Annotated in this window: 24 protein-coding genes; 23 read left to right on the forward strand and 1 reads right to left on the reverse strand. The window is 60.3% G+C overall.

Features of this window, described 5'->3' with window-relative positions:
• Positions 1-69 precede the first annotated feature (69 nt).
• The 12 genes from hpaD (at position 70) to E8M77_RS13025 (ending at position 12,874) form a co-directional block, all read left to right on the forward strand.
• Positions 70-1,050, forward strand: a complete 981-nt coding sequence (hpaD, locus tag E8M77_RS12970; RefSeq protein ID WP_137131039.1) for a 3,4-dihydroxyphenylacetate 2,3-dioxygenase — start codon at positions 70-72, stop codon at positions 1,048-1,050.
• 91 nt (positions 1,051-1,141) lie between these two features.
• Positions 1,142-2,596, forward strand: coding sequence for an NADP-dependent succinate-semialdehyde dehydrogenase (gene gabD / locus E8M77_RS12975; protein WP_137131040.1), 1,455 nt, complete (start codon positions 1,142-1,144; stop codon positions 2,594-2,596).
• A 13-nt stretch (positions 2,597-2,609) separates the two neighbouring features.
• Positions 2,610-3,482 carry a fumarylacetoacetate hydrolase family protein gene (locus E8M77_RS12980; RefSeq protein WP_137131041.1) on the forward strand — a complete coding sequence of 291 codons (873 nt, stop codon included), beginning with the start codon at positions 2,610-2,612 and terminating at the stop codon, positions 3,480-3,482.
• 1 nt (position 3,483) lies between these two features.
• A complete protein-coding gene (gene hpaH, locus E8M77_RS12985; protein ID WP_137131042.1) occupies positions 3,484-4,287 on the forward strand; it encodes a 2-oxo-hept-4-ene-1,7-dioate hydratase in 804 nt (267 codons plus the stop codon).
• 11 nt (positions 4,288-4,298) lie between these two features.
• Positions 4,299-5,108: a 4-hydroxy-2-oxoheptanedioate aldolase gene (gene hpaI / locus E8M77_RS12990; RefSeq protein ID WP_137131043.1), complete on the forward strand. Its 810-nt coding sequence runs from the start codon at positions 4,299-4,301 to the stop codon at positions 5,106-5,108.
• A 200-nt stretch (positions 5,109-5,308) separates the two neighbouring features.
• Positions 5,309-6,343, forward strand: a complete 1,035-nt coding sequence (locus tag E8M77_RS12995; protein ID WP_170975846.1) for a TRAP transporter substrate-binding protein — start codon at positions 5,309-5,311, stop codon at positions 6,341-6,343.
• A 65-nt stretch (positions 6,344-6,408) separates the two neighbouring features.
• Positions 6,409-6,897, forward strand: a complete 489-nt coding sequence (locus tag E8M77_RS13000) for a TRAP transporter small permease (protein ID WP_137131045.1) — start codon at positions 6,409-6,411, stop codon at positions 6,895-6,897.
• A complete protein-coding gene (locus tag E8M77_RS13005; protein ID WP_137131046.1) occupies positions 6,894-8,192 on the forward strand; it encodes a TRAP transporter large permease in 1,299 nt (432 codons plus the stop codon). The genes E8M77_RS13000 and E8M77_RS13005 overlap by 4 nt, the downstream gene beginning before the upstream one ends.
• Positions 8,193-8,202: 10 nt before the next feature.
• On the forward strand, positions 8,203-8,670 hold the full coding sequence (locus E8M77_RS13010; RefSeq protein ID WP_246659238.1) for a DUF3237 domain-containing protein: 468 nt from the start codon (positions 8,203-8,205) through the stop codon (positions 8,668-8,670).
• Positions 8,671-8,730: 60 nt separating this feature from the next.
• Positions 8,731-10,146, forward strand: coding sequence for an aldehyde dehydrogenase family protein (locus E8M77_RS13015; protein ID WP_137131047.1), 1,416 nt, complete (start codon positions 8,731-8,733; stop codon positions 10,144-10,146).
• Positions 10,147-10,171: 25 nt separating this feature from the next.
• Positions 10,172-11,803 carry a thiamine pyrophosphate-dependent enzyme gene (locus E8M77_RS13020; RefSeq protein ID WP_137131111.1) on the forward strand — a complete coding sequence of 544 codons (1,632 nt, stop codon included), beginning with the start codon at positions 10,172-10,174 and terminating at the stop codon, positions 11,801-11,803.
• 30 nt (positions 11,804-11,833) lie between these two features.
• Positions 11,834-12,874, forward strand: a complete 1,041-nt coding sequence (locus tag E8M77_RS13025) for an MBL fold metallo-hydrolase (protein WP_137131048.1) — start codon at positions 11,834-11,836, stop codon at positions 12,872-12,874.
• Positions 12,875-12,931: 57 nt separating this feature from the next.
• On the opposite strand, the gene E8M77_RS13030 is transcribed toward E8M77_RS13025, so the two are convergent.
• Entirely contained in the window at positions 12,932-14,395 is a 1,464-nt protein-coding gene (locus E8M77_RS13030; protein ID WP_137131049.1) for an FAD-binding oxidoreductase, read from the reverse strand.
• 106 nt (positions 14,396-14,501) lie between these two features.
• Here E8M77_RS13030 and E8M77_RS13035 point away from each other — a divergent pair, with 106 nt between their 5' ends.
• The 11 genes from E8M77_RS13035 (at position 14,502) to E8M77_RS13085 (ending at position 25,349) form a co-directional block, all read left to right on the forward strand.
• Positions 14,502-15,176, forward strand: coding sequence for a GntR family transcriptional regulator (locus E8M77_RS13035; protein ID WP_170975848.1), 675 nt, complete (start codon positions 14,502-14,504; stop codon positions 15,174-15,176).
• A 415-nt stretch (positions 15,177-15,591) separates the two neighbouring features.
• A complete protein-coding gene (locus E8M77_RS13040; RefSeq protein WP_246659239.1) occupies positions 15,592-15,843 on the forward strand; it encodes a hypothetical protein in 252 nt (83 codons plus the stop codon).
• A gap of 64 nt (positions 15,844-15,907) precedes the next feature.
• Entirely contained in the window at positions 15,908-16,822 is a 915-nt protein-coding gene (locus E8M77_RS13045; protein WP_137131051.1) for a transglutaminase family protein, read from the forward strand.
• A 66-nt stretch (positions 16,823-16,888) separates the two neighbouring features.
• Entirely contained in the window at positions 16,889-17,695 is an 807-nt protein-coding gene (locus tag E8M77_RS13050; RefSeq protein ID WP_137131052.1) for a transglutaminase family protein, read from the forward strand.
• Positions 17,696-17,842: 147 nt separating this feature from the next.
• Complete coding sequence (locus E8M77_RS13055; RefSeq protein WP_137131053.1) at positions 17,843-18,556, forward strand: FadR/GntR family transcriptional regulator; 714 nt, start codon at positions 17,843-17,845, stop codon at positions 18,554-18,556.
• A 58-nt stretch (positions 18,557-18,614) separates the two neighbouring features.
• Positions 18,615-19,589: a sialic acid TRAP transporter substrate-binding protein SiaP gene (locus E8M77_RS13060; protein ID WP_137131054.1), complete on the forward strand. Its 975-nt coding sequence runs from the start codon at positions 18,615-18,617 to the stop codon at positions 19,587-19,589.
• A gap of 68 nt (positions 19,590-19,657) precedes the next feature.
• A complete protein-coding gene (locus tag E8M77_RS13065; RefSeq protein WP_137131055.1) occupies positions 19,658-20,233 on the forward strand; it encodes a TRAP transporter small permease in 576 nt (191 codons plus the stop codon).
• 3 nt (positions 20,234-20,236) lie between these two features.
• Positions 20,237-21,643: a TRAP transporter large permease gene (locus E8M77_RS13070; protein WP_137131056.1), complete on the forward strand. Its 1,407-nt coding sequence runs from the start codon at positions 20,237-20,239 to the stop codon at positions 21,641-21,643.
• A 28-nt stretch (positions 21,644-21,671) separates the two neighbouring features.
• Positions 21,672-22,727: an L-idonate 5-dehydrogenase gene (locus E8M77_RS13075; protein ID WP_137131113.1), complete on the forward strand. Its 1,056-nt coding sequence runs from the start codon at positions 21,672-21,674 to the stop codon at positions 22,725-22,727.
• A 10-nt stretch (positions 22,728-22,737) separates the two neighbouring features.
• Entirely contained in the window at positions 22,738-23,937 is a 1,200-nt protein-coding gene (gene uxuA / locus E8M77_RS13080; RefSeq protein WP_137131057.1) for a mannonate dehydratase, read from the forward strand.
• The gene (locus tag E8M77_RS13085; protein WP_246659240.1) at positions 23,934-25,349 is read left to right on the forward strand and encodes a mannitol dehydrogenase family protein; all 1,416 of its coding nucleotides are present in this window, start codon (positions 23,934-23,936) and stop codon (positions 25,347-25,349) included. Before uxuA ends, E8M77_RS13085 begins: the two co-directional genes overlap by 4 nt.
• Positions 25,350-25,417 lie beyond the last annotated feature (68 nt).

Genomic DNA, 25,417 nt, shown 5'->3' on the forward strand with positions numbered 1-25,417 from the left:
GGCCGCGCGGCCATCACCCCAGTCATTGACCGGTCGGCAATGTCCGTTCCGGTGCCCGAGGAGGAAACCATGCCGCTGCCGAAATTCAATCTCTACCCGGCCTTCAACACCGTGCGTCTGAGCCACGTTGAGTTCGTGGTGAAGGATCTGGCTGCCAGCCGCGCCTTCTATGCCGATATTCTCGGCCTGCAGGTGACGGATGAGGATACAGAAACCGTCTATCTTCGTGCTCTGGAAGAGCGCGGACACCATTGCATCATCCTGAAGAAGGGCGATGTGGCAGCGGTCAATTTCCTGGCCATGAAGGTCTATTCGGAAGAGGACCTGGACAAGGCGAAAAGCTATTTCGATGCCAAGGGCCACACGACCTCATGGGTCGAGCGTCCCTTTCAGGGCCGCACGCTGCGCACCACGGACAATTTCGGCATTCCGCTGGAATTTTACCACAAGATGGACCGCCTGGCGCCGATCCACCAGAAATATGCGCTCTATCACGGCGTCAAGCCGTTGCGCATCGATCACTTCAACTGCTTCACGCCGGATGTCGATGCCTCCGTCGCCTTCTACAACGACATCGGTTTTCGCGTGACCGAATATACCGAGGACGACGAGAGCAAGAAGCTCTGGGCGGCCTGGATGCATCGCAAGGGCGGCGTGCATGACATGGCCTTTACCAATGGCGTTGGTCCGCGCCTGCATCACACCGCCTTCTGGGTGCCGACGCCGCTCAACATCATCGATCTGCTCGACCTGATGTCGACAACTGGCTATCTCGCTAATATCGAGCGTGGCCCCGGTCGCCACGGCATTTCCAATGCCTTCTTCCTCTATATTCTCGATCCGGACGGCCATCGTATCGAGATTTACTGCTCGGATTATCAGACCGTCGATCCGGATCTCGAGCCGATCAAATGGGACCTGAAGGACCCGCAGCGCCAGACGTTGTGGGGCGCTCCTGCCCCGCGCTCATGGTTTGAGCATGGCAGCAGTTTTGCCAATACGGCAACGCTTGAGCCGCTTTTGAAGGCCCAGCCGATCATTGCGCCGTGAGCGCGACGACCGATAGCGGGGAGGGGGCTGTCGCAAGCCTGCCTCCCCAATCCCTATTCCTGTCCAAAGTTTTGAGCGAGGGATGAAGCCGATGACCTTGAACGACCCCACCTTGTTCCGCCAGGCTGCGCTCGTGGGCGGTGACTGGATCGCGGCTGATCCGGCCAATGCGATTGCCGTCACCAATCCGGCGACGGGCGTCGTCATCGGCCATGTGCCGAAGCTCGGTACCGCTGAAACCAAGGCGGCCATTGCCGCCGCGCAAGTCGCACAGGCGGAATGGGCGGCGCGCACCGCCAAGGACCGTGCCGGCATCCTGCGCAACTGGTTTAACCTGATGATGGAAAACCAGGAGGATCTCGGCCGTATCCTGACGCTGGAACAGGGCAAGCCGCTGGCGGAAGCCAAGGGCGAGATCGCCTATGGGGCAAGCTTCATCGAATGGTTCGCCGAGGAAGCCCGTCGCGTCTATGGCGATATCATTCCCGGTCACCAGAAGGACAAGCGCATTCTGGTGATGAAGCAGCCGATCGGCGTGGTGGCCGCCATCACGCCTTGGAACTTCCCGAATGCCATGATCACCCGCAAGGCCGGTCCTGCCTTTGCCGCCGGCTGCGCCATGGTGCTGAAGCCGGCTTCGCAGACGCCGTTTTCGGCAATTGCGCTCGCGGTTCTGGCCGAACGTGCCGGCCTGCCGAAGGCGCTCTTCAGCGTGCTCACCGGATCGGCCCGTGAAATCGGCGCCGAGATGACGGCAAATCCCGTGGTGCGCAAGCTGACCTTCACCGGATCTACCGAAGTGGGCGCAGAGCTTTACCGCCAGTCGGCCCCGACGATTAAGAAACTCGGGCTGGAACTGGGCGGCAATGCGCCGTTCATCGTGTTCGATGATGCGGATCTTGATGCGGCCGTCGAAGGTGCCCTGATCGCCAAGTTCCGCAACAATGGCCAGACTTGCGTCTGCGCCAACCGGCTTTACGTCCAGGACGGTGTTTATGATGCCTTTGCACAGAAGCTTGCAACCGCTGTCGGCAAGCTGAAGACCGGCAATGGCTTCGATGAAGGCGTGGCGCTCGGTCCGCTGATCGACGAGGCGGCGCTCAAGAAGGTCGGCGAGCATGTGGCGGACGCCGTGTCCAAGGGCGCCACGATCCTGCAGGGCGGCAAGCCGCACGCGCTTGGCGGCACTTTCTATGAAGCGACGGTGCTTGCGAATGTGACGCAGGACATGGCGGTCGCCACCGAGGAAACCTTCGGACCCGTTGCTCCGCTGTTCCGGTTCAAGGATGAGGCCGATGTCATCGCCAAGGCCAATGACACCGAATTTGGCCTCGCCTCCTATTTCTACGCCAAGGATCTTGCCCGCGTGTTCCGCGTGGCGGAGGCGCTCGAATACGGCATGGTCGGCGTCAATACCGGCCTCATCTCAACGGCGGAAGCGCCGTTCGGCGGGGTCAAATCCTCGGGCCTTGGACGAGAAGGTTCCAAATACGGCATCGATGACTTCATCGAGATCAAATACGTTTGCCTCGGCGGTATCCAGTAAAGGAAGCCCATTCATGACCCATCCCCGTTTCGCCAGCTTTTCCACGTCCAAACGGACGGGCTACGGCCTGATCGTAGATGAGGGCGTCATCGATCTGTCCCTGCGCTATGGCGATCGCTATGCGACGCTGCGCGAGGTGATTGAAGCCGGACAGCTTGGCGCCCTTGCAGAGGCTTGCCGTGATCTGCCGGTTGATTATCCCTTGAGCGAGATCACCTATGAAATCCCGGTTCCGGCTCCCGAAAAAATCATCTGCGTTGGCGTGAATTTCCCCGACCGCAACGAGGAATACAAGGACGGGCAGGCAGCACCCAGTAACCCCTCGCTGTTCATTCGCTTTCCGCGCTCCTTTACCGGCCATGACCGGCCACTTATCCGTCCGCCGGAAAGCCACCAACTCGATTACGAAGGCGAAATCACCATCGTCATCGGCAAGGGTGGTCGCCGCATTCCGCAAGCCGAAGCGCTCGACCATATCGCGGCGCTGACGCTGTGCAATGAAGGCACGCTGCGTGACTGGGTGCGTCACGCCAAGTTCAATGTCACGCAGGGCAAGAATTTCGATGCCTCCGGCTCCATCGGCCCCTGGCTTGTTCCTTACACAGACGAAAGCCAGCTTGCCGATATCAAGCTTGAAGCCCGCGTCAATGGCGAGGTGCGCCAGAGCGACCGCACCAGCCGGATGATTTTTTCGTTCCGGAAAATCATCAATTACGTGTCCACTTTCACGACGCTGGTTGCCGGCGATGTCATCGTCTGCGGCACGCCGACGGGCGCCGGCGCGCGCTTCGACCCACCGATCTGGCTGAAGCCGGGCGATGTGGTGGAGGTGGAAGCCGAAGGTATCGGACTGTTGCGCAACACCATTGCCGACGAGGTGCTGTGACATGCTGACGAAGGACCAGATCGCCGCTGCTGCCGGGAGCCTGGATGAGGCCGAGCGGACACGCATTCAGACCGGGCTTCTGTCACTGAAGCACCCGGACATCACTATGGACGACGCCTACGCCATTCAGGCCGCCTGGGTGCAGAGGAAGGTGGCAGCGGGTCGAAAGGTGATCGGCTGGAAAATCGGGCTGACCTCCAAGGCCATGCAATATGCGCTGAACATCAATATCCCGGATTCCGGCGTGTTGTTCGATGACATGGTCTTCGAGGACGGCGCGACCGTGCCGAAGACCCGCTTCATCCAGCCGCGCATCGAGGCGGAAATCGCCTTCGTCATGAAGGCACCGCTGAAAGGACCCGGCGTCACGGTGTTCGATGTGCTGAACGCCACCGATTACGTGACGCCGGCGCTGGAAATCCTCGACACACGTATCCTGCGCATTGATCCCGAAACGAAGAAGGCGCGCAATGTCTTCGACACGATTTCCGACAATGCCGCCAATGCCGGCGTGGTCACCGGTGGCCGCGCCGTGCGGCCGGACCAGCTCGACATGCGCTGGATGGGCGCCATCGTTTCGCGCAATGCGGAAGTGGAAGAGACCGGGCTTGGCGCCGGCGTTCTCAACCAGCCGGCCCGCGGTGTGGCCTGGCTTGCCAACCGGCTTGCCCAGTATGGCGATGGCATAGAGGCCGGGCAGATCGTGCTGGCAGGCTCCTTCATCCGGCCGATCGAGGCGCGTCACGGCGATACGATCACGGCTGATTTCGGGCCTTACGGCTCGGTCAGTCTCTATTTCGAATAGGAGTTTGTTGCATGCCCGCACCCGTCAACCGGTTCAAGCAGACATTGAAGGAAGGGCAGGTGCAGATCGGCCTGTGGCAGGCGCTCGCCAATCCCTATACGGTCGAGATCTGCGCCGGCGCCGGCTATGACTGGCTGCTGCTCGACGCCGAACATGCACCGAACGATATTCCGCTTCTGCTGGCGCAATTGCAGGCCATGCAGGGCTCACCCAGCCATCCAATCATCCGCCCGCCGATCGGCGAGACATGGATCATCAAGCAGTTGCTGGATATCGGCGCCCAGACGCTGCTGATACCCATGGTGGAAAGCGGCGCGCAGGCGGCGGATCTGGTGAAAGCCACCCGATACCCGCCGCATGGCGTGCGGGGCGTTGGCGCAGCGCTCGCGCGTGCCTCGCGCTTCAATCGCATTCCCGATTATCTGCAGACCGCCAATGATGAAATCTGCCTGCTCTTGCAGGTGGAAAGCCGCGCCGGGCTTGCAGCCCTCGATGACATTGCCGAAACCGACGGCGTGGACGGTGTCTTCATCGGGCCCGCCGATCTTGCCGCCGACATGGGTTTTCTTGGGCAACCCGGTGCGCCGGAAGTGCAGGCGGAAGTGGAAAAAGCGCTGGCAAGAATCCAGTCGCATGGCAAGGCCGCCGGCATCCTGATCGGAGATCTGGCGCTGGCCAAACGCTATGTGGAGCTTGGTGCCACCTTCGTCGCCATCGGCAACGACGTCACACTCTTCGCCAATGCCACCAACAAGCTCCTTGCGGATTTCAAGTCCGTGCAGCCGATCGCTGCATCCTGGGCGGGAGGGCAGGTTTACTGACGCATACGGGGTGCCGCAAGCGTCGGCGGCAGACCGGATATCATCTCTGACGGCACTCAAGCATGATGAATTTCTTGACATGTAACATGGTAGTTGTCACAGTTTGAGCCTGGGATATTCAGGGCATTCCGCTTTCTGAGGAGGGGGTGGAAATGTCCAAAGCCGGGTCTCAACACAAAGTTTCACAAGGGAGGAAGACAATGAAGATCATTTCCAGTGTGGTCGCCGCCACAATGCTGATGGTGGCAAGCGCCGCTCAGGCCGCGCCCGTCAAGCTCAAGTTCGCGCATTTCTGGGGTGCAAATTCTGGTCCGCACCAGGATTTTGCACTCGGCTGGGCCGATCAGGTCACGAAGTGCTCGGGTGGCGAGATTACCTTCGAATTTTACACCGCCGGTACGCAGCTCGGCAATGTGACGAAGCTCGAGGACGAGTTGCGCGCCGGCCTCGTGGATCTGGCGCATGGCCTGAACCATTTGCCGCGCAACCGCTTCACGCAGGCGACCATTATCGATACGCCGCTTCTGTCGAAAAGCGCCTATGCCAATTCCATGACGCTCTGGACCCTTTTCAAGGAGGGCGCGATTTCCAAGCCTTATGAAGGTCTGCAGGTGCTGGCGCTGCATGCGCATGCGGCGGGTCTCATCCACACCAAGGGCAAGGCGGTTCGCCTGCCGGAAGATCTGAAGGGCATGCGCATCCGTTCGCCATCGCCTGCCGCTGCATTGATGTTGCAGGAACTGGGGGCCGTGCCGGTTGGCCTGCCGCCGGGCGAGACCTATGAAGCGATTTCCAAGGGCACGGCGGATGGCACGATTTTCCCCTGGGAAGGCGTTGCCGGCTTCAAGCTTGCCGAAGTGCTCGACTATTCGTCGGACCTGAAGCTCAACGCCGCATCCTTCTGGTTTGCGATGAATGAGAACAAATACAAGTCATTGAGCGATACACAGCGCAAATGCGTTGACGAGGCCTCCTATGAGCCGCTGGTGAAAAAGGCCGGCGATTACTGGGCCAAGTGGGACAAGCCCGGTCTGGAGCAGACCAAGGCTGCCGGCAACGAGATCATCGAACCGGATGCCGCAGCCCAGGCTGCCTGGCAGACGGCGATGAAGCCGGTGATTGCGAGCTACCTGGCATCGCTGAAGAAGGACGGCTTTGCCAATGCGGACGAAGTCTACCAGCGGGCGCAGCAGCTCGTGCCGCAATACGAGGCGGAATATCTCTCGCGCAAGTAATGGTCGCCGGCGGCATGGATCCTATCCGTGCCGCCTTTCTCACGCTCCATTGAAGAAGCTGTCCCATGAGGATTTTTGATTCCGTTTTCCGTTATCTCGCCTTGCTCGGCGCGGGTTCGTTTGCTGTTGCCACCTGCATTACCGTTGCCGATGTCGTCTTGCGCCAGTTTGCCAGCGGTGTTCTGGGTGCCGTGGATTATGTCCAGCTTTTCATCATGTCCGGCGCATTTCTGGCCATGCCCTATGCCTTCCGCGTCAATGCGCATGTGACGCTGGATCTGGTCTCGGCGCTGCTGTCGCTGCGCGGCCAATGGCTGCTGGGCATCGTCGCCTTGTTTCTCACACTGGCTTTTTGCGCATTGCTGGCCTTCTATACCTCTGTGTCTGCCGCCGATATGCTGCAAAGCAGCGATATTTCCATGAATATCGGGCTCCCGATGTGGCTTTACTGGGTGCCCTTTGCGCTGGGCATGGTGGCATCGACGCTCGCGGTTGGTTTCAACATCATCGATACGCTTTCCGCGCAGGACGCCGGCAAGGCAGGTGTTGCATGAGCACGCCCGTCATCGGACTTCTCGGCTTTGTCGTTGCCATGGTGCTGACCTTTGCCGGCGTGCCGGTCAGCATTGCCATGGCGATTACCGGCGTTGCGGGCTTTGCGCTCATCAACGGCACGGATGGTGCCATCTATGTGCTTAGCTCCGCACCCTTCGAGGCGGTGTTTCCCTACAGCCTTTCCGTCATTCCGCTGTTTGTCGCCATGGGCGTGTTTTCCTCGCATGCCGGCCTTTCCGCGAGCCTGTTCGGGGCGATGAATGGGTTGTTCGGGCGGTTTCGCGGCGGTCTTGCCATGGCCTCTGTCGGTGCATGCGCGATTTTCGGCGCCATCTGCGGCTCGTCCCTGGCAACGGCGGCCACAATGGGGCGCATCGCCGTGCCGGAAATGATCCGTGCCGGCTATAAGCCAAGCCTTGCCGGCGCTTCCGTGGCGGCTGCCGGCACGCTTGGGGTTCTCATTCCGCCCTCTGTGCTGATGGTGATCTATGCGCTCCTGACGGAAAATTCCATCGGCCAGTTGTTTGCCGCAGCGCTGTTTCCCGGCCTGCTGGCAACCTTTCTTTATATCGCGGCCGTCGTCATCGCCGTCAGGGTCAACCCCGAGCTTGCCCCGGCGGTCAACAGAGGCAAGGATGCGCCAAAGGCCAAGCTCGACAAATCCGTCGTGGCGGCCATCTCGCTGTTTGTCATCGTTATCGGCGGGCTCTATTCCGGCTTTTTCTCGGCCACGGAGGCTGCAGCCGTCGGCGCTTTCTGCGCGGCCATTCTTGCCGTCATCATGAAAACGCCGATGAGCGGCATGATCGAAGCATCGCTGGAAACCGCGAAAACCTCGGCCATGATGTTCATGATCCTGATCGGGGCCGCACTGTTCAACTTCTTTATCGAAGGCACAGGGCTTGCGAGTGTGATTGGCGACTGGATCAGCCAGTCCGGCCTGTCGCCAACGATGATCATGATCCTCATCATCGTCTTCTACCTGATCCTTGGATGCTTCATGGATTCGCTGTCCATGATTCTGCTGACCATCCCGATCGTCTATCCGATCGTCATCAATATCGGCTACGATCCCATCTGGTTCGGCATCATCATCGTTTCGGTTGCCGAAATCGGCCTCATCACGCCACCGATCGGCATGAACCTGTTTGTCGTGCAGAATGTCGCGCCGCAAGTCAGCCAGAGGGACATCATCTTCGGCATTCTGCCATTTGTCATGGCAGACGTGCTGCGAGTGTTCCTGTTCCTGGCTTTCCCGGCCATCGTTCTGTTCCTGCCGATGATGATGCGGTGAGGGCGCAGTGATGATGCACAATCCGCCGCCCGTCCTGGAGCATGCCTGCGATCTCACCGTCGAACTCGGCCCCATCCGCGAGATGGGCCGGGGACGCGATGGCATGCGGCGGATTGTGCCGATCATCGGCGGGCATTTCGAGGGGCCTCTGCTCAACGGCCAGGTGCTAGGCATCGGCGCCGACTGGCAGACCGGTTGGGCGGATGGTCTGTCGGAACTCGATACCCGCTACGGGCTGGAAACCCATGACGGGGCAGTGATCGAGATCCGCAATTACGGCTATCGCCATGGCTCGCCGGACGTGCTTGCAGCACTTGCGCGTGGCGATGCCGTCGATCCATCATCCTATTACATGCGAACGCAGGCGCGGCTGGAAACCGGCGACGACCGCTATCGCTGGGTCAATCGCACAATCTTCATCGGCAGTGGCCGGCGTCTCGCCTCGGCGGTCGTCGTCTCGCTGTTTGCTCTTCGGTAACCGGGTGCCGGTTTTCAACCGCCGTCCGCACTGCCGCCCGTCCATTTTGGGAGAATGACCATGAGCTATCACCTGTATATCGGCGGAAAGCCGGTCGCGACGGCCCGGAGTTTCGATGTGATCAATCCGGCAACCGGTGCCGTCGTCGCTGCATGCCCGCTGGGTACACCGGACGATGTGGACGCGGCTGTTTCTGCCGCCAAGGCGGCATTTCCCCTCTGGTCCGGCCTTGCCGACGAAGCACGCCGGGACGCGCTTGGCCGGCTTGCCGATCTGATCGAGACCCATAGCGCTGAGCTTGCCGCTCTCGTCACCGCCGAACAGGGCAAGCCGCAATCAGGTCCCGGTGCGCCTTTCGAGCTGGGCGGTTGCGTCGCCTGGACGCGTGTGACGCAGGCGCTCGATCTGCCGGTGGAAACCCTGATCGATACGGCCGAGGAGCGGGTTGAGCTTCACCGCGTGCCGCTTGGCGTGGTGGCCTCCATCACGCCATGGAACTGGCCGCTGATGATTGCCATCTGGCACATCATGCCGGCCATCCGTTCCGGCTGCACCGTGGTGATGAAGCCATCGCCCTTCACGCCGCTCTCGACACTCAGGCTCGTTGAGTTGATCCATGAGGCGGGCATCCTGCCGCCCGGCGTGCTGAATGTGGTGACGGGCGATCAGGATGTGGGCGACCGCATGTCCAGCCATCCCGATATCGCCAAGATCGCCTTTACCGGGTCCACAGCCACCGGCAGGCGGATCATGGAGCGTGCGGGCTCGACGCTGAAGCGCCTGACACTGGAGCTTGGCGGCAATGATGCAGGCATCATCCTGCCGGGCACGGATCTGTCGAAGCTGATGGACTCGCTGTTCTGGGGCATTTTCATCAATGCCGGGCAGACCTGCTCCTGCCTGAAACGCCTCTATGTGCATGAGGACGATTACGACGCGGTGGCAAGCGCATTGGCCGCCTATGTCTCAAGCATTCCCGTCGGCGATGGCGCAGATCCCAAGACCCTGATCGGGCCGCTGTCCAACCGCATGCAATATGACAAGGTCTGCGCTCTGGTGGAGGATGCGCGTGAAAAGGGCGCCCGTATCCTGACCGGGGGCATGCCGAGCCACGGTCCCGGCTATATCTACCCGCTGACGGTGATCGCGGATGCCACGCCGGATATGCGGGTTGTTGCCGAGGAGCAGTTCGGGCCGGTTATCCCGCTCATCCGCTATAGCGATCTCGAAGAGGCCATCGCGGCTGCAAACGGGCTGGAGGTTGGGCTTGGCGCCAGTGTCTGGGGCAATGATCCCATGCAGGCAGCTGCCGTGGCAAAACGTCTGGATGCCGGCACGCGCTGGGTCAACCGGCATGGCGTGCTGAACCCGACTGTGCCGATGGGCGGCGTCAAGCAGTCAGGCATCGGCGTCGAATTCGGATCGGAAGGCTTGAAGGAATATACCAGCGTCCAGATCCTCAGCATTGCAAAGTAAGCGCCCGATTGTAGGGCAAGGAGATATCATGGCCAGACTGACAACCGGAGACCTGATGGCCAGGTCGTTGATTGCCAATGGTGTGGATACCGTGTTCGGCATTCCCGGCGCACATATGTATGATTTCAACGATGCGTTGGCGCGCGAGGGCGACAAGATCCGCTTCATCCATACCCGCCATGAGCAGGGCGCCGGCTACATGGCCTATGGCTATGCCAAATCCACCGGTCGCACAGGTGTCTATACGGTTGTGCCGGGGCCGGGGCTGCTGAATTCGGGTGCTGCCCTCTGCACGGCTTACGGCGGCAATGCGCCAGTGCTCTGCGTCACCGGCAATATCATGTCGCATCTCATCGGTCAGGGCCGCGGCCAGTTGCACGAGCTTCCCGATCATCTGGGCACGCTGCGCGGCCTGACGAAATGGGCCGAGCGCATCAACCATCCCAGCGAAGCGGCTGACATCATGCGCCAGGCGTTTTCCGTCATGCATTCCGGGCGCAAGCGCCCCGTTGGCGTGGAAGCGCCCTGGGATGTGTTCGGCATGAGCATCGAGGCGGATGAGCCTGTGGCCGCCGAGCCTCTGGCGCCGCCGCGTCCTGATCCGGATCTGGTGGAAAAGGCCGCGCAGATGATCGCCGGCGCCAAAAACCCGCTGATCATGGTCGGTTCCGGCGCCATTGATGCCAGTGCCGAGGTTCTGCGGCTGGCCGAACTGCTGCAGGCGCCGGTTACGGCCCATCGCAGCGGCAAGGGTATCGTCAGCGATGACAATGACCTGGCGATGCTGCCGCCGGCCGCGTGGAAATTCTGGCCGCAATGCGATTTGTTGATCGGCATCGGCAGCCGGCTGGAGCTGCAATATTTCCGCTGGCGCTGGTTCCCCAAGGGGCTGAAAGTGCTGCGGATGGATATCGATCCGACCGAAATGGTGCGCTTGAAGCCGGATCTCGGGCTGGTGACCGATTCCAAGGCCGGGCTCACGGCCCTCATTGCCGCACTCGAACCGAAGCTTGCCAGGCGCGAGAGCCGCACAGGCGAGTATCGAGGCTTGAAGCAAAAGGCTGAAGAAGCGCTGGCGACCGTGCAGCCGCAGGAAGGCTATCTGAAGGCCATCCGCCGGGCGCTGCCCCGCGACGGGTTCTTTGTCGAGGAAGTCTCGCAGGTGGGTTTCACCGCGCGGATGTGCTTTCCCGTCTATGAGCCGCGCCAGTATGTGACCTGTGGCTATCAGGACAATCTCGGCTTCGGCTTCAACACGGCGCTCGGCGTCAAAGTAGCTCATCCCGACAAAGCGGTTGTCTCGATTTCCGGCGATGGCGGCTTTCTGTTCGGCGTGCAGGAACTGGCGACCGCGCGACAGTTCGGCATCAATGTTGTCGCTGTCGTGTTCAACAATAATGCCTATGGCAATGTGCGACGCGACCAGCAACAGGTCTATGGCAACAGGCTGCTCGGCGCCGATCTCGTCAACCCGGATTTCGTGGCGCTGGCGCAGAGTTTCGGCGTCGAAGCCATTCGTGTGGAGACGCCCGACGAATTGGAAGCGGCATTGACTGCCGCATTTGCATCCAATGCGCCGGCGTTGATCGAGGTACCTGTTGCAACGGGAACCGATACATCGCCCTGGCCGTTCATCCATCCGGCTGCGCCTGAATAATGCACAATTCATAATCAAAGGAGATTTGACATGCTGTTTGGCAGAAAACCCACATCCTCCGGCTTTAAGGCCGAGGAGGTCACGCTTGACCGGCGAAAATTCCTGACGCTGGGCTGCGCATGCTGCGCCATGCTGGCGCTTAACGTGCCGGACACAGCCCTTGCCCAGACACCGGCGGCCCAGGCGCATATTCAGGCGGCCAAGACTGCGGCTGGACAGGATCTCATGTCTTATCTGCGGCTGGTCGATGTCGTGGCCCCGGTTTCGGGCCTGCCGCCCGTCTCGCCGGAAGATCTGATGAAAATGCCGACGCCAGCCCCGGCCAAGGTGTTCGACAACCTGTATTTCGTGGGCAACAAGTGGGTGAGCTCCTGGGCGATCACCACATCCGACGGTATCATCCTCATTGACGCCATGGACAATGGCGAAGAGGCAAAAACCATAATCGAAGCCGGGCTGAAGACGCTCGGGCTTGATCCCTCGACCATCAAGACGATCATCGTCACGCATGGCCATGGCGATCATTACGGTGGTGTCGGCTATCTGAAAGGCAAATATGGCAGCCGCGTCGTCCTGTCGGAAGCCGACTGGATGATGATGGAAACCGGTCTGGAATTCGACCGGCCGGATTGGGGCCGCCCGCCCACCCGCGATATCTCCGTCGTGGATGGCAGCGTGGTCGCGCTCGGCGACACGAAGATCGACATTCTGCTGACCCCCGGCCATACGCCCGGAACCATTTCGCTGGCCTTTGACGTGATGGACAAGGGCAAGGTTCATCGTGCAATGCTCTGGGGTGGAACCGCCTTCAACTTTGGTCGGCGCCCGGATCGCCTGCCGCGCCTCCAGACCTATATCGATGCCACGGAGCGGGTCCGCGAGCTTGCCCGCCAGCAATCGGTCGATGTGTTCATTTCCAACCACGATTTGTTCGATGGTGCTGTCGCCAAGATCGATCGCCTCAAGGCGGGTGGTGCCAATCCCTTCGTCATCGGCACCGATACGACGGTGCGAGCCCTGACTGTGATGAACGAAAGCGCCAAGGCGACGTTCGAGGTCTGGAAGGCCTAAAGACTATTGTGATCGACCAGCCCGGACCCTTTTGGTCCGGGTTGGTCCTGTGCCGCTTCAGATGAACATCTTGCCCGGATTGAGAATGTTCTTCGGGTCAAGCGCCTGTTTGATTGTGCGCATCATGGCAAGCTGCGTCGGCTCCTTGCGGGCCTTCAGAAGCGCTGCCTTGCTCTGGCCGATCCCGTGTTCGGCGCTGAAGGAACCATTCAGTTCACCCAGCAGGTCAAAGGCAAATTCCGTCATCTGCGCAAGCGGCAGGCTGTCCCAGGTAGCCGGGTCGGCCGCACTGATGGCGTAGTGCAGGTTGCCATCTCCCAGATGCCCGATGGTCAGCGGGCGAAAGCCAAGCTCAGCGGCCTTCTCGTCCATGATGCGCACGAAATCGGCAACACGCGAGAGCGGCAGCGACACGTCGAGATGGTAGGCCGGGCCATGGGCATTGATCGATTCCAGAACGGATTCGCGCAGTTTCCACAGGGCGGCACGCTGGCTGTCGGAGGTGGCAAACATGGCATCCAGCACCAGGCCTGTTTCCATGAGATCGGAGAGAACGGTCATCAGCCCTTCCTGCAGGGCCTTGCCGCCATCGCTTGCCTCCTGCGCATCGTCCATGCGGCTGGAAGCGACTTCAAGCAGAATGCCGACTTCTGCCGCATCGGTCAGGGGTTGGCGGATTTGTGGTGCATGCTTGAGGATGACCTCGACCACCGGCTGTGGCACATATTCGAAGGCTTCCACCGTATTGCCCAGCCGGTCCTGCACGATATTGAGGATCTCAAGTGCCGCCGACAGCGATGCCGCCGACAGGAAGGCCGTGGCGCGTACTTTCGGCTGCGGGTAAAGCTTCAGCACGGCGCCGGTGATGATGCCAAGCGTGCCTTCGGCGCCGATCATGAGATTCTTGAGATCATAGCCGGTATTGTCCTTGCGAAGCCCGGTCAACCCGTTGACGATACTGCCATCGGCCAGAACCGCTTCGATGCCCAGGCACAGATCGCGCGTATTACCATAGCGCACGACATTCGAGCCGCCGGCATTGGTCGACAGATTGCCGCCGATCATGGCGCTGCCGCGCGCACCAAACATCAGCGGGAAGATCAGGTCATGCTCCTGAACCGTGTTTTGCAGTGCCTCCAGAATGACGCCGGCATCCACCGTTGCCGTGCGCGCGCCGATATCGATGGCGCGGATCTGGTTCATGCGCGACAGGGAGAGGATGATCGAGGGTGTGCCATCGATCGGCACGCCGCCGCCGCAAATGCCGGTATTGCCGCTTTGCGGCACGATGGCGATGGTGCGTGCGCTGCACAGCTTGACGATCTCAGCCACGTCCAATGTGGTCGAGGGCCGGATGACGGCCAGCGTTTCGCCCCGATATTTGCCTGTCCAGTCCGTGGTATAGCTTGCGGTGGACTGTTCTGTGGTTAAGACGTTACTGTCGCCGACGATCTGCCGGCAGGCATTGAGGAATTCGGCGTGATCTGTCTGGTGGTCGTCGGACTGTCGGGCAGCGGTCATGGAAAGCCTCTTGTTCCGGCACTTGTCAGCCGGGTGATCGTCGCGGTAATGTAACATGTTACATGGCAGTTTCACTGTCAAGGCAACCCCGTGCAGGGGTGGGGGAATGATGAAGGCAATCGAGATTCCAAAGTCGCTGATCGAGGAAACGATCGCCCGTATTCGCGAGGCGATCCTGAGCGGAGAATTGCCGCTGGGCTCGAAGCTTTCCGAACAGCGGCTGGCCGATATGCTGGGCGTCAGCCGCTCGCCGGTTGCCCAGGCGCTGGCCATCCTGAAGACGGAAGGCCTCGTGGAAATCTATCCGAAGCGCGGCAGTTATGTGTATCTGCCTGATGCTCGCGATGTGAGCGAGATGTGCGAATACCGGTCCATTCTGGAAACGGCGGCACTGACGCTTTCGCTGGAACGCCAAAAGGCTGGTTTGCTTTCCAGTCTGCGTGGCGCAATGCAGGCCATGGAAACGGCATTGCAGGCAAAGGATCTGAAGGCCTATTCCCAGCATGACATGGCCTTTCACCTGGCGTTTCTGGCGCATTGCGAAAACAGGCGTCTGGAGGCGGCCTATGCCCGGACGATCAGTTCAGTGATTGGCGTGCGCACCCATGTCTTCCTCAGCGGAAGCTCACATTCTGAGCGTTCCATGGCGGAGCACCGCCAGATTTTTGCTGCCTGCGAAGCGGGGAAGGCGGTCGATGCCTGTCGCCTGCTGAAGGCGCATATTCATCGGCTGGATGAGGATTTCGGCGCATCCTTGGGCGGTGCGGACAGTATCGGCTGACCGTGTGGATGACTGCGCGGGTTCTCCGACGGCGCAAATGTCGGGCGGCGGAGTGCTTTCCTCTATTGCAATGGACGCTTTCAGGCAAACTCATTGCTCATTTTTTACTTCAATTCAAAAGAAGTTGCTTCCTATACGTTCTCTTCCAGAATGAATTTTAAATTTTCAAGATATTTCTTTGAATATTTTATTTTTAGTCCCATATATCGATCAGGATACACTCGTTTTTTAGTTTTAGAGCGCCTTGGGGCGCAGACAATCACTTCCTGCAGGCATTGATATTCGGTGTGGCGTCGCCAGCAAAAGCTGACGTCCGCAGTAGGGGCGGGTGCAGGTTCACTCAGGGCAGATCTCTGCGGCTTTTTCGGCCGTCAGCGCCCGACCATGGCTTTGACCAATCGAGCCGGAAAGCAGGATGACTATGGCAGCGTTCGACTATACCGCAGGCGCGGGGCTTTTCCCCTGCAAGGCGAACAACCGCACCACCCGCATTCGCTACAAGCGTTTTGATTCGGCGGCAGAAGCGGTGCGCTTTGCCATTGAAGACATGCCCGGCGCACAGTTGCGCGGATGCGTTCTCGAAGTCGACAATGCCCGTTTCGAAGGTGCCGATATCCGCGTCCTCTATGATGCACGCGACTATCCTTTGCTGCGTCGAGAGCAGTAGGGGCCTTGCCTATACATCGGCATAGACTGCCACCGCACGCAGACCTTTGCAAAGGGGGCGCGTCATGACGCTCTTTGCCGTCCGCCACCTCACATCCTATCGCTACAAGCGCGACGTCCTGTTTGGCGAGCATCGCCTGATGTTTCGCCCGCGCGACAGCTTTGACCAGACGCTGCTATCGTCGGAACTGATCGTCCGGCCGACGCCAAGCTCCATCCGCTGGATCCATGATGTGTTCGGCAATTGCGTGGCGCTGGTCGATTTTGCCAAGCCGGCGCGGGAACTCTATTTCGAAACGACCATTCATGTGGACCATTCGGCGCATGTGCCGATCCATCTGGAAATTGACGAAGCGGCACTGACCTATCCGTTCCAATACGATCCCGATGAAGCCGTCGATCTTGAGCCAACCATGAAGCGGCATTATCCGGATCCTGATGACAAGGTGGGGCGATGGGCCCGCCATTTCCTGCGTCCCGGTGATCAGGAGATTGAAACCGGCCGCCTGCTCATGACGCTCTGCTATGCGATCCAGGAAAGCTTCACCTATGCGCGCCGCCATGAGCATGGAACCCAGTCGCCGGTGGAAACGTTAAAGCTGCGGCGTGGAACATGCCGCGATTTTGCACTGCTGATGATGGAAGCGGTGCGGGCGCTCGGAATGGCTGCCCGTTTCGTGACTGGCTATGTCTATGTGAAGGATCGCGACGGTTCCACGACACTTGGCGGCGGCTCGACCCATGCCTGGTGTCAAGTCTATCTACCGGGGGCCGGATGGGTGGAATTCGATCCGACCAACGGCATTGTCGGCAATCAGGATCTCATTCGTGTGGGTGTGGCTCGTGATCCGCGCCAGGCCGTTCCCCTGTCGGGGAGCTTTGACGGCAAGGCCGCGGATTTTGCCGGCATGTCCGTGCAGGTCAATGTCACGACCGAAGACTTTATCAGCCTACGCCAGGGATCAGCCGAGAGCCTGTGAGCATTCGACTATCCGCAATTTCAGACCAATGTCCCGCTTCATTGTTTTCAGAAGGATATGCAGATCATGAAAATTCGCGCCGGTTTTCGGCTGAGCTATGAGTGCCAGCAGGATACTGCAATGCTTCTGGTTTTGAACACCCACCCGTCACGCCGTGCGGATCTTCTGAGCGCCGATACGCTGAGCTTTGACCGCCCCATCGAGGCCTGGGGTTATATCGATGGCTTTGGCAATGCCTGTAGCCGCATTGTCGCCCCGGCCGGCGTGACCACCATCAGTTCCGATTTCGAGATCTTCGATAGCGGCAATCCCGATCCGGTGCCCTACGGCGCCTATCAGCACGAAATCAAGGACCTGCCCAATGACGTGCTGGTCTTTCTTCTGGGCAGCCGCTACTGCGAAACCGATCGCCTGGCCGATTTTGCCTGGAGCACGTTTTCATCCACGCCGCTCGGTTGGCCGCGCGTTCAGGCCATCCTGGATTTTGCCCATAACCACATTGCCTTCGATTACCAGAAGGCCAATCCGCTGCGCACAGCCTTTGGCGGCTTTACCGATCGCGTCGGCGTCTGCCGCGACTACGCGCATCTGGCCGTCACGCTCTGCCGCTGCATGAACATTCCTGCCCGCTATTGCACAGGCTATCTCGGCGATATCGGCGTGCCGACGGATGTCAATCCGATGGATTTCAGCGCCTGGTTCCAGGTCTATCTGGGTGGCAACTGGCACACGGTGGATGCCCGCCACAACCGGCCCCGCATTGGTCGTATCCTGATGGGCATCGGCCGTGATGCAACCGATGTTGCCATGTCGACCGCCTTCGGTCCGGCCAATCTCGTGCATTTCGAGGTTATTACCGACGAAATCGCCTGATCGGACTTAAAACTCCCTCTCAACAAACTTCTCACCTGCAACCTCTGCCCTGTGCTTGACAGGGCAGGAAAAACACCGATAGTGGAAATTGGTCAGACAATCTGACCGCCTGCGCATCAGGGGAGTGATGCGCCTGGGGGAGTTTTCATGTTCGTGGCTTTGGAGCCGCGCCGGCTTTATCGCCAGGTTGCGGATCAGATTCGTGCGCTGATCGAAACGGGTGAGTTGAAGCCCGGTTCGCGGCTTCCGCCTGAGCGGGAGCTTTCAGAGCGCTTTTCTGTATCGCGGCCAACGGTGCGCGAGGCCCTGATCGTGCTGGAGGTCGAAGGCCATATCCAGATCCGCATGGGGTCCGGCGTCTATATCAGCACCCGCCCGGCGCCAAGCCAGGATGTGTTGCCGAGCCATGACAGCGATGGCCCGCTGGAAATCCTGCAGGCCCGCTGCCTCATCGAAAGCGGTATTGCGGAAGAGGCGGCAAGGCTTGTAACGCCAGAAAGCCTGGCGCGGATCGATGCCATTTTGCAGCGCATGGAACAGTCGCTGGACGATTCGGCCACAGCACTCATATGCGATCGCGATTTCCACACGGCGATTGCCGATATCATCGGAAATTCCGCGCTGAAGCACTTTACCGGGCTGATCTACGATTCTCGCATGTCGCCCTATTTCAAAAAACTCGCCAGCTATTTCGAGGGGCCGCACACCTGGAGGCTGGCGCTGGAGGAACACCGTATCATTCGCGATGCCATTGCTGTTGGCGATCCCGGCGGCGCGCGCGAAGCCATGCGCCGGCACCTGACGCTGGCACAAAAGAGATTCTCGGAGAGCTTCGGGGAGGAGCCGACCAGAGAAGACTGATCGCGTCGCGGAGGTGGCGCGGTCATCCATGCAGTTCTGTTTCACCTGGGAGGAATGAATGAAACTGACACTGAAAACGCTTCTCGGAGCAGCGGCGGTCATCGTCGTCTCAACGGTTGCGGCCCATGCCGAAACCGCCTTGAAATGGGCCCATGTCTACGAGACATCCGAGCCCTTCCACACAGATTCCGTCTGGGCGGCGCAGGAGATCGCCAAGCGGACCAATGGCCGCTACAAGATAGACGTGTTTCCGGCATCGCAGCTTGGCAAGGAAGCCGATATCAACCAGGGCCTCAAGCTAGGCACTGTTGATATCATCATTTCCGGCTCCAGCTTTGCCGCACGCGATCACAAGCCGATCGGCGTCACCTATTATCCCTATATCTTCCGCGATCCGAGCCATCTTCTGGCCTATACCAAGAGCGATGTGTTCAAGAAGCTTGCGGCCGGCTACGAGGAAAAGACCGGCAACCACATTGTTGCCGTCAGCTATTATGGGACGCGCCACACCACATCCAACCGCCCCATCGGCAAATGCGCCGATATGGCCGGCCTGAAGATGCGCGTGCCGGATGTTCCTGCCTATCTGGCCATGCCGCGCGCCTGCGGTGCCAACACCACGCCGATTGCCTTTGCCGAAGTCTATCTCGCCTTGCAGAACGGCACCGTGGAAGCCCAGGAAAACCCGCTGACCACTATCGAGGCCAAGAAGTTCTACGAGGTTCAAAAGCATATCGTGCTGACCGGCCATATTGTCGATCACCTGAACACGGTCGTCTCCAAGACCCGCTGGGCCAGCCTTTCGGACGAGGACAAGAAGATCTTCACCGATGTGATGCTCGAGGCCGCTGCCCGCACGACCAAGACCATTGAGGGCCGCGAAAAGGCGCTTGTCTATGAGTTCAAGAAGAAGGGCATTTCGGTGACCGAGGTCGACAAAGCCGATTTCGAGAAGAACGTCGTCGCCAAGGCGAAGTTTGAGGACTTCGGCTACGACAAGGCCGATTGGGAAGCCATCCGCGCCATCAAGTGATGACGCCAGCCCCGGTGCAGCTTGCGCCGGGGCATCCTTTGCCAAGCCCTTATCCATGGAGCCGTTCAATGACGGAGCACACGCACGCGCCGATCAGCGTGGACGAGATGGCGCATGCCTTCGAGGAAGATGCAGCGCCGGTCGATCTTTCCCCTTATGCCATCGAAGACTGGCTGACGCTGATTGTCTTCTGGGGCATGGGACTGTCTGTTTTCCTGCAGTTTTTCACCCGCTATGTGCTGAACGACAGTTTCGCCTGGACGGAAGAAATCGCCGCCAACTGTCTCGTTGTCGTCGTTTTCCTCGGCTCGGTCATGTGCGTGCGCACCATGCGCCACATTCAGGTCGATCTTCTCTATCGCTTCCTGCCCAGGCGCGCCGTGCGGCCGCTGGAACTGCTGGTCGATATGATCGGCATCGTCTTCTTCGCCTATATTGCCTGGCTGATGTGGCGCTATCTGGAGATTGTCGGCGAAGAGCGCATGGTCACTGTCGACCTGCCGCGCGGTATCGTTTTCTACACGGTGTTTGCTGCTTTCGCGCTGATGTTCGCGCGCTCCGTCCAGAACCTTGTGAAGGACCTGAAAGGTCCAAAGACCGTGCGCGAACTGGCGCAGGACGAACTTCATGCCGGAGGAATTTAAGCCATGCTGCTTCTAATTGGTGCATTTCTTGTGCTGCTGGCCATCGGTACGCCGGTTGCGGTTTCCATGGCTGTCGCGTCGCTTGCCTACCTGATCATCTATGGCGTGGCACCTGATATCATTGCCGCACAGCGCATGATTGCCGGTGTCGAAAGCTTTCCGCTGATTGCTGTGCCCTTCTTCATCCTGGCCGGCAACCTGATGAACATTGCCGGCGTGACCGGTCGCATCTACAAATTCGCGCTGTCGCTCGTTGGCTGGATGAAGGGCGGGCTGGCGCAGGTCAATATCATCGGCTCGGTCATCTTTTCCGGCATGTCCGGCACCGCACTTGCCGATGCGGCCGGCATCGGCACCATCGAAATCAAGGCGATGAAGGATCACGGTTATCCGGTGGAGGCCGCCGTCGGCGTCACCGCCGCCTCAGCCACGCTCGGCCCGATCTTCCCGCCATCGCTGCCCTTCGTGATCTACGGCATGATGGCCAATGCCTCGATCGGCGCGCTGTTCATGGCCGGTATTATTCCAGGCGTCGTGATGACCGGACTGCTGATGGCAACGGTCTATATCATTGCCAGACGCAAGGGTTGGGGCTCCGATACGCCCTTTGAACTGAGCAAGATGCTCGCCGCGTCGCTGGAAGTCATCATCGTTCTGGCCTTCCCGGTTGCCATTTACCTTCTGATCCTGGCCGGGTTGTCGGTGAATATCGCGGTGCTGATCGGCCTTGCGGTTCTGGTGGCGCTCGACTGGTATTTCGATTTCTCCGCCGTCATGGCGCTGATGACGCCGGTGCTTCTGATCGGTGGCATGACCATGGGCTGGTTCACGCCGACCGAGGCTGCGGTGGCAGCCGTTCTCTGGTCGCTGTTCCTTGGTCTTGTACGCTATCGTACAATGACGATGCGCACGCTCGCCAAGGCCTCCTTCGATACGATCGAAACCACGGCATCGGTGCTGTTCATCGTCACCGCCGCCTCGATCTTTGCCTGGCTCCTGACGGTCAGCCAGGCCGCCCAGCTGTTTTCCGATTTCATGTTTGGCCTGACCGACAACTGGTGGACCTTCCTGATCATCGTCAACATTCTGCTGCTGATCGTCGGCGCTTTTCTCGATACGATTGCGGCGATCAGCATCCTGGTGCCGATCCTGATGCCGGTTGCCGCGCGCTATGGCATTGATCCGGTGCATCTTGGCCTGATCATCACGCTCAACCTGATGATCGGCCTTCTGACGCCGCCGGTCGGCATGGTGCTCTTCGTCCTGTCGCGTATCTCCAAACTGTCGGTGGAGAAAACGACACTGGCCATCCTGCCCTGGACGATCCCGCTCTTCATCGCGCTTGGCCTCATCACCTTCATCCCGGCCATCACGCTCTGGCTTCCAACGCAACTGGGCCTCATCCGCTAACCGAAAGATGAAAAGGGATATCCGCGTGATGCAGACCCGTGTTGCCCGCCTGCACGCCGAGCGTGATCTGAGACTGGAAATGCTGGATATACCGGACCTGCGCCCCGGCGAGGTGCGGCTTGCCATGGCGGCAGGCGGCATCTGCGGCTCCGACCTGCATTATTATCAGGATGGCGGCTTCGGCCCGGTGCGCGTTCGCGAACCGATCGTGGCCGGTCATGAGGCTTCGGGCTTTGTTGAGGCTCTGGGTGAAGGTGTGTCAGGGCTTGTGCTCGGGCAATTGGTGGCGGTCAATCCGTCGCAGCCTTGCGGCCAGTGCCAGTATTGCCGGATCGGCCAGCCGATCCATTGCCTCGACATGCGCTTCATGGGATCGGCCATGCGCCTGCCGCATGAAAACGGCATGTTCCGCGAAAAGCTGGTGGTGCCCGCCATCCAGTGCCATCCGGTGGGGCCGGGTGTGACAGCGGGCGAGGCGGCCTGCGCTGAACCGCTGGCGGTCTGCCTGCATGCGGTTGCCCAGGCTGGCGATCTTGCGGGCAAGGCGGTGCTTATTACCGGTGCTGGCCCGATCGGTCTTTTGACAGTGGCGGCTGCCCGCCATGCCGGCGCCGGCCAGATTGTCGTCACGGATCTCGCGGATGCCGCTCTGTCGCGGGCGCCAGCGATGGGCGCGACCCAGATGATCAATGTTGCGAGCAATCCGGACGGGCTTTCACCCTTCCAGGAAAACAAGGGCCATTTCGATGTCGTGTTCGATTGCTCGGCGGCAGGGCCGGCCCTGCGCGCAGCCTTTGCCGCCATCAAACCGCGCGGTACGCTGGTGCAAGTGGGCGTAACCGGCGACGTGACCATTCCGCTCAATGCGCTGGTGGGCAAGGAAATCGTCTGGCGCGGTTCGCAGCGCTTCCATGAGGAATTCGCCCCGGCGGTGGCGCTGATCTCTGCCCGAAAGATTGATGTGCGACCGATCATTTCGCACAGTTTCCCGCTTGATGCGGTGGTGGAAGCCTTCGAGCAGGCGGGAGACCGATCCATTGCCTGCAAGGTGCAGATTGCATTTCAACAGACAGACAAAGCCTGAAGGACGAGAGATGAGACATACGTGGCGCTGGTTCGGCCCGATCGACAAGGTAAGCGTGCGCGATGCGGCGCAGGCGGGCGCGCAAGGCATCGTGTCGGCACTGCACCATATCGCCACCGGCGAGGTCTGGCCGGTGGACGAAATAGACAAGCGACATGCGCAAATCCGTGCCGGCGGCCTCGTCTGGGACGTGGTGGAAAGCGTGCCCGTGTCGGAAGATATCAAGACGCAGACCGGCGACTGGAAGCGCCATATCGCCAATTGGCAGGAAACGCTGCGGCGTCTTTCGGCCTCTGGCATCCGCACCGTCTGCTATAATTTCATGCCGGTACTGGACTGGACGCGTACGGACCTGCGCGCAGATGCCCGCCATGGCGCCAAGGCGATGCGGTTCGATCTTGTGGATTTCGCAGCCTTCGACATCCATATCCTGAAGCGTCCAGACGCAGGGCATGATTATCCGGACTGGCTCAAAAAGGATGCCGAGAGGCGCTTTGCGGCCATGGCGGATGGCAAGATCACCGCGCTCGGCCGCAATATCGGCGCCGGCTTGCCGGGGTCTGCGGATGGCTATTCGCTGGAGCAATTGCTGGAAAAGCTGCGCTCCTACCAGGGTATCAACCGTGAGCGACTTCAGCAGAACCTCATCGATTTTCTCGCCGAAGTCACGCCGGTTGCGCAAGACGTCGGCATCAATATCTGCGCCCATGGCGATGATCCACCCTGGCCGCTGCTTGGCCTGCCGCGTATCCTGTCGACCGAGGCGGACTATGCCCATATGCTGGATCAGGTCGATATCCGGGAAAATGGCGTGACGCTCTGCACCGGCTCGCTGGGTGCGCGTGCCGACAATGACCTACCCTTCATTGCCACCCGCTTTGCAGAGCGCATCCACTTTGTTCACCTGCGCAATGTGACGCGCGACACCGATACCGTTCCCTGCTCCTTCTTCGAGGACGAGCATCTGGAAGGGGCAACAGACATGGTGGCCGTGATTGCCGCACTTGTCTCGGAAGAGGCGCGGCGGCTGAAAGAGGGGCGCGCGGATCACCAGATCCCCATGCGGCCAGACCATGGCCAGGAAATTCTCGATGATCTGGCGCGCGGCGCGCAGCCCGGTTACCCGGCCATCGGGCGGCTGAAGGGCCTGGCCGAGCTTCGCGGCATCGAGCGGGCGCTGACGCATGCCCGTTACGGATTGGGAGCATGAGCATGAAGCGACTGTCGAGCGGAACCGAACTGTCAGCCGGGGTTCGCCAACCTTCCTATGACCGGCGAGAGCTGAAGCCCGGCATCGTGCATATCGGGCTTGGTGCCTTTCACCGGGCGCATCAGGCTGTGTTTACCCAGCGCGCGCTGGAGGCGGAATTTGGCCCCTGGGGCATTGTCGCCGTCAACCTGCGTTCGCCTGAACCGGTCGAAGCGCTTGCCGCGCAGGACGGGCTCTATTCGATCACGACCCGCAGCGAGGAGGGTGACCGGTCGGAGGTGATCGGCGCAACCATCGACTGGATATGCGCCGCCAATGACAGGGCCCGCGTGCTCGCAGCTCTTGCCGATCCGGCGATCCGCATTGTCACGCTCACCGTCTCGGAAAAGGCCTATGGGCTTGATCCGGCAACGGGTGGGTTGGACCGCAACCACCCTTCCGTTGCGGCAGATCTTACAGCGCCGCAGGCGCCAATAGGCGTGCTCGGCTTTCTGATTGAAGGCCTTGCCCTGCGCCGGGCCGCCGGCATCCAGCCCTTTGCCGTGCTCTGCTGCGACAATCTTCCGTCGAATGGCAAGGTCGTGCGCCGCCTCGTTCTGGAAATGGCTGCCATCCGTGACCCGTCGCTTGCCGTCTGGATCGCGGCAGAAGGCGCCTTTCCCTGCTCGATGGTGGACCGTATCGTGCCCGCCGCCACCGATGCGACACGTACGCGCGCCGAAACGCTGCTTGGATGCCATGATGCACTGGCGCTCGATACGGAACCCTTCCTGCAATGGGTGATCGAGGATCACTTCGTGTCCGGCCGTCCCCGCTGGGAAGCCGGCGGTGCGATCTTTGCCGAAAATGTCGAGCCCTATGAGAAGATGAAGCTGCGGCTTTTGAACGGCGCGCATACGCTTCTGGCGCATCTCGGCATTCTGGCAGACCTCGATTACATCCGCGAGGTGATGGCGGTGCCGGAACTTGCGGCAAAGGCCCGCGCGCATATGGAAGAGGTGGTGACGACGCTTGATCCGGTGCCGGGCATCGACCTGCCGGCCTATATCGATGACCTTCTGGCACGGTTTGCCAACCCGACCATCGACCACCGCAACATCCAGATCTCGCTTGATACGACGCAAAAGCTGCCGCAGCGTCTGCTCGCCCCCGCTGTCGATGCACTTGCGCGGGGCCAATCGGGGGCGGCATCCGCCTATGCTGTCGGCATCTGGATCGCAGCGGTGAAGAAACGCGGCACCTGCGACGATCCACGCCGTGATGCGGTGCTTGCAGCCGCAGCCGGCATGCAGGCAGCCGATCCCTCGGCCTCCTTCTTTGCGATACCGGGTCTGTTTGCGCCCGAACTGGTCAGTGACCGTGCCTGGCGCGACAGGGTCAATGCGGCAATCGGGTTTCGACCCAAGGCATGAGTAAAACGAATAGATGCGTGAATTTTGTGCATGCTCTATTCTTGTGCTTGAAATCGCAGGCCTGCTGT

Origin of the sequence: Rhizobium sp. FY34 (assembly GCF_005222845.1) — a bacterium.
Lineage (GTDB): Bacteria > Pseudomonadota > Alphaproteobacteria > Rhizobiales > Rhizobiaceae > Neorhizobium.

Bases quoted from the DNA above. Each gene is read 5' to 3' on its own strand.
- hpaD (WP_137131039.1), top strand. From the start codon at position 70: ATGCCGCTGCCGAAATTCAATCTCTACCCGGCCTTCAACACCGTGCGT.
- gabD (WP_137131040.1), top strand. From the start codon at position 1,142: ATGACCTTGAACGACCCCACCTTGTTCCGCCAGGCTGCGCTCGTGGGC.
- E8M77_RS12980 (WP_137131041.1), top strand. From the start codon at position 2,610: ATGACCCATCCCCGTTTCGCCAGCTTTTCCACGTCCAAACGGACGGGC.
- hpaH (WP_137131042.1), top strand. From the start codon at position 3,484: ATGCTGACGAAGGACCAGATCGCCGCTGCTGCCGGGAGCCTGGATGAG.
- hpaI (WP_137131043.1), top strand. From the start codon at position 4,299: ATGCCCGCACCCGTCAACCGGTTCAAGCAGACATTGAAGGAAGGGCAG.
- E8M77_RS12995 (WP_170975846.1), top strand. From the start codon at position 5,309: ATGAAGATCATTTCCAGTGTGGTCGCCGCCACAATGCTGATGGTGGCA.
- E8M77_RS13000 (WP_137131045.1), top strand. From the start codon at position 6,409: ATGAGGATTTTTGATTCCGTTTTCCGTTATCTCGCCTTGCTCGGCGCG.
- E8M77_RS13005 (WP_137131046.1), top strand. From the start codon at position 6,894: ATGAGCACGCCCGTCATCGGACTTCTCGGCTTTGTCGTTGCCATGGTG.
- E8M77_RS13010 (WP_246659238.1), top strand. From the start codon at position 8,203: ATGATGCACAATCCGCCGCCCGTCCTGGAGCATGCCTGCGATCTCACC.
- E8M77_RS13015 (WP_137131047.1), top strand. From the start codon at position 8,731: ATGAGCTATCACCTGTATATCGGCGGAAAGCCGGTCGCGACGGCCCGG.
- E8M77_RS13025 (WP_137131048.1), top strand. From the start codon at position 11,834: ATGCTGTTTGGCAGAAAACCCACATCCTCCGGCTTTAAGGCCGAGGAG.
- E8M77_RS13030 (WP_137131049.1), bottom strand. From the start codon at position 14,395: ATGACCGCTGCCCGACAGTCCGACGACCACCAGACAGATCACGCCGAA.
- E8M77_RS13035 (WP_170975848.1), top strand. From the start codon at position 14,502: ATGATGAAGGCAATCGAGATTCCAAAGTCGCTGATCGAGGAAACGATC.
- E8M77_RS13040 (WP_246659239.1), top strand. From the start codon at position 15,592: ATGACTATGGCAGCGTTCGACTATACCGCAGGCGCGGGGCTTTTCCCC.
- E8M77_RS13045 (WP_137131051.1), top strand. From the start codon at position 15,908: ATGACGCTCTTTGCCGTCCGCCACCTCACATCCTATCGCTACAAGCGC.
- E8M77_RS13050 (WP_137131052.1), top strand. From the start codon at position 16,889: ATGAAAATTCGCGCCGGTTTTCGGCTGAGCTATGAGTGCCAGCAGGAT.
- E8M77_RS13055 (WP_137131053.1), top strand. From the start codon at position 17,843: ATGTTCGTGGCTTTGGAGCCGCGCCGGCTTTATCGCCAGGTTGCGGAT.
- E8M77_RS13060 (WP_137131054.1), top strand. From the start codon at position 18,615: ATGAAACTGACACTGAAAACGCTTCTCGGAGCAGCGGCGGTCATCGTC.
- E8M77_RS13065 (WP_137131055.1), top strand. From the start codon at position 19,658: ATGACGGAGCACACGCACGCGCCGATCAGCGTGGACGAGATGGCGCAT.
- E8M77_RS13070 (WP_137131056.1), top strand. From the start codon at position 20,237: ATGCTGCTTCTAATTGGTGCATTTCTTGTGCTGCTGGCCATCGGTACG.
- E8M77_RS13075 (WP_137131113.1), top strand. From the start codon at position 21,672: ATGCAGACCCGTGTTGCCCGCCTGCACGCCGAGCGTGATCTGAGACTG.
- uxuA (WP_137131057.1), top strand. From the start codon at position 22,738: ATGAGACATACGTGGCGCTGGTTCGGCCCGATCGACAAGGTAAGCGTG.
- E8M77_RS13085 (WP_246659240.1), top strand. From the start codon at position 23,934: ATGAGCATGAAGCGACTGTCGAGCGGAACCGAACTGTCAGCCGGGGTT.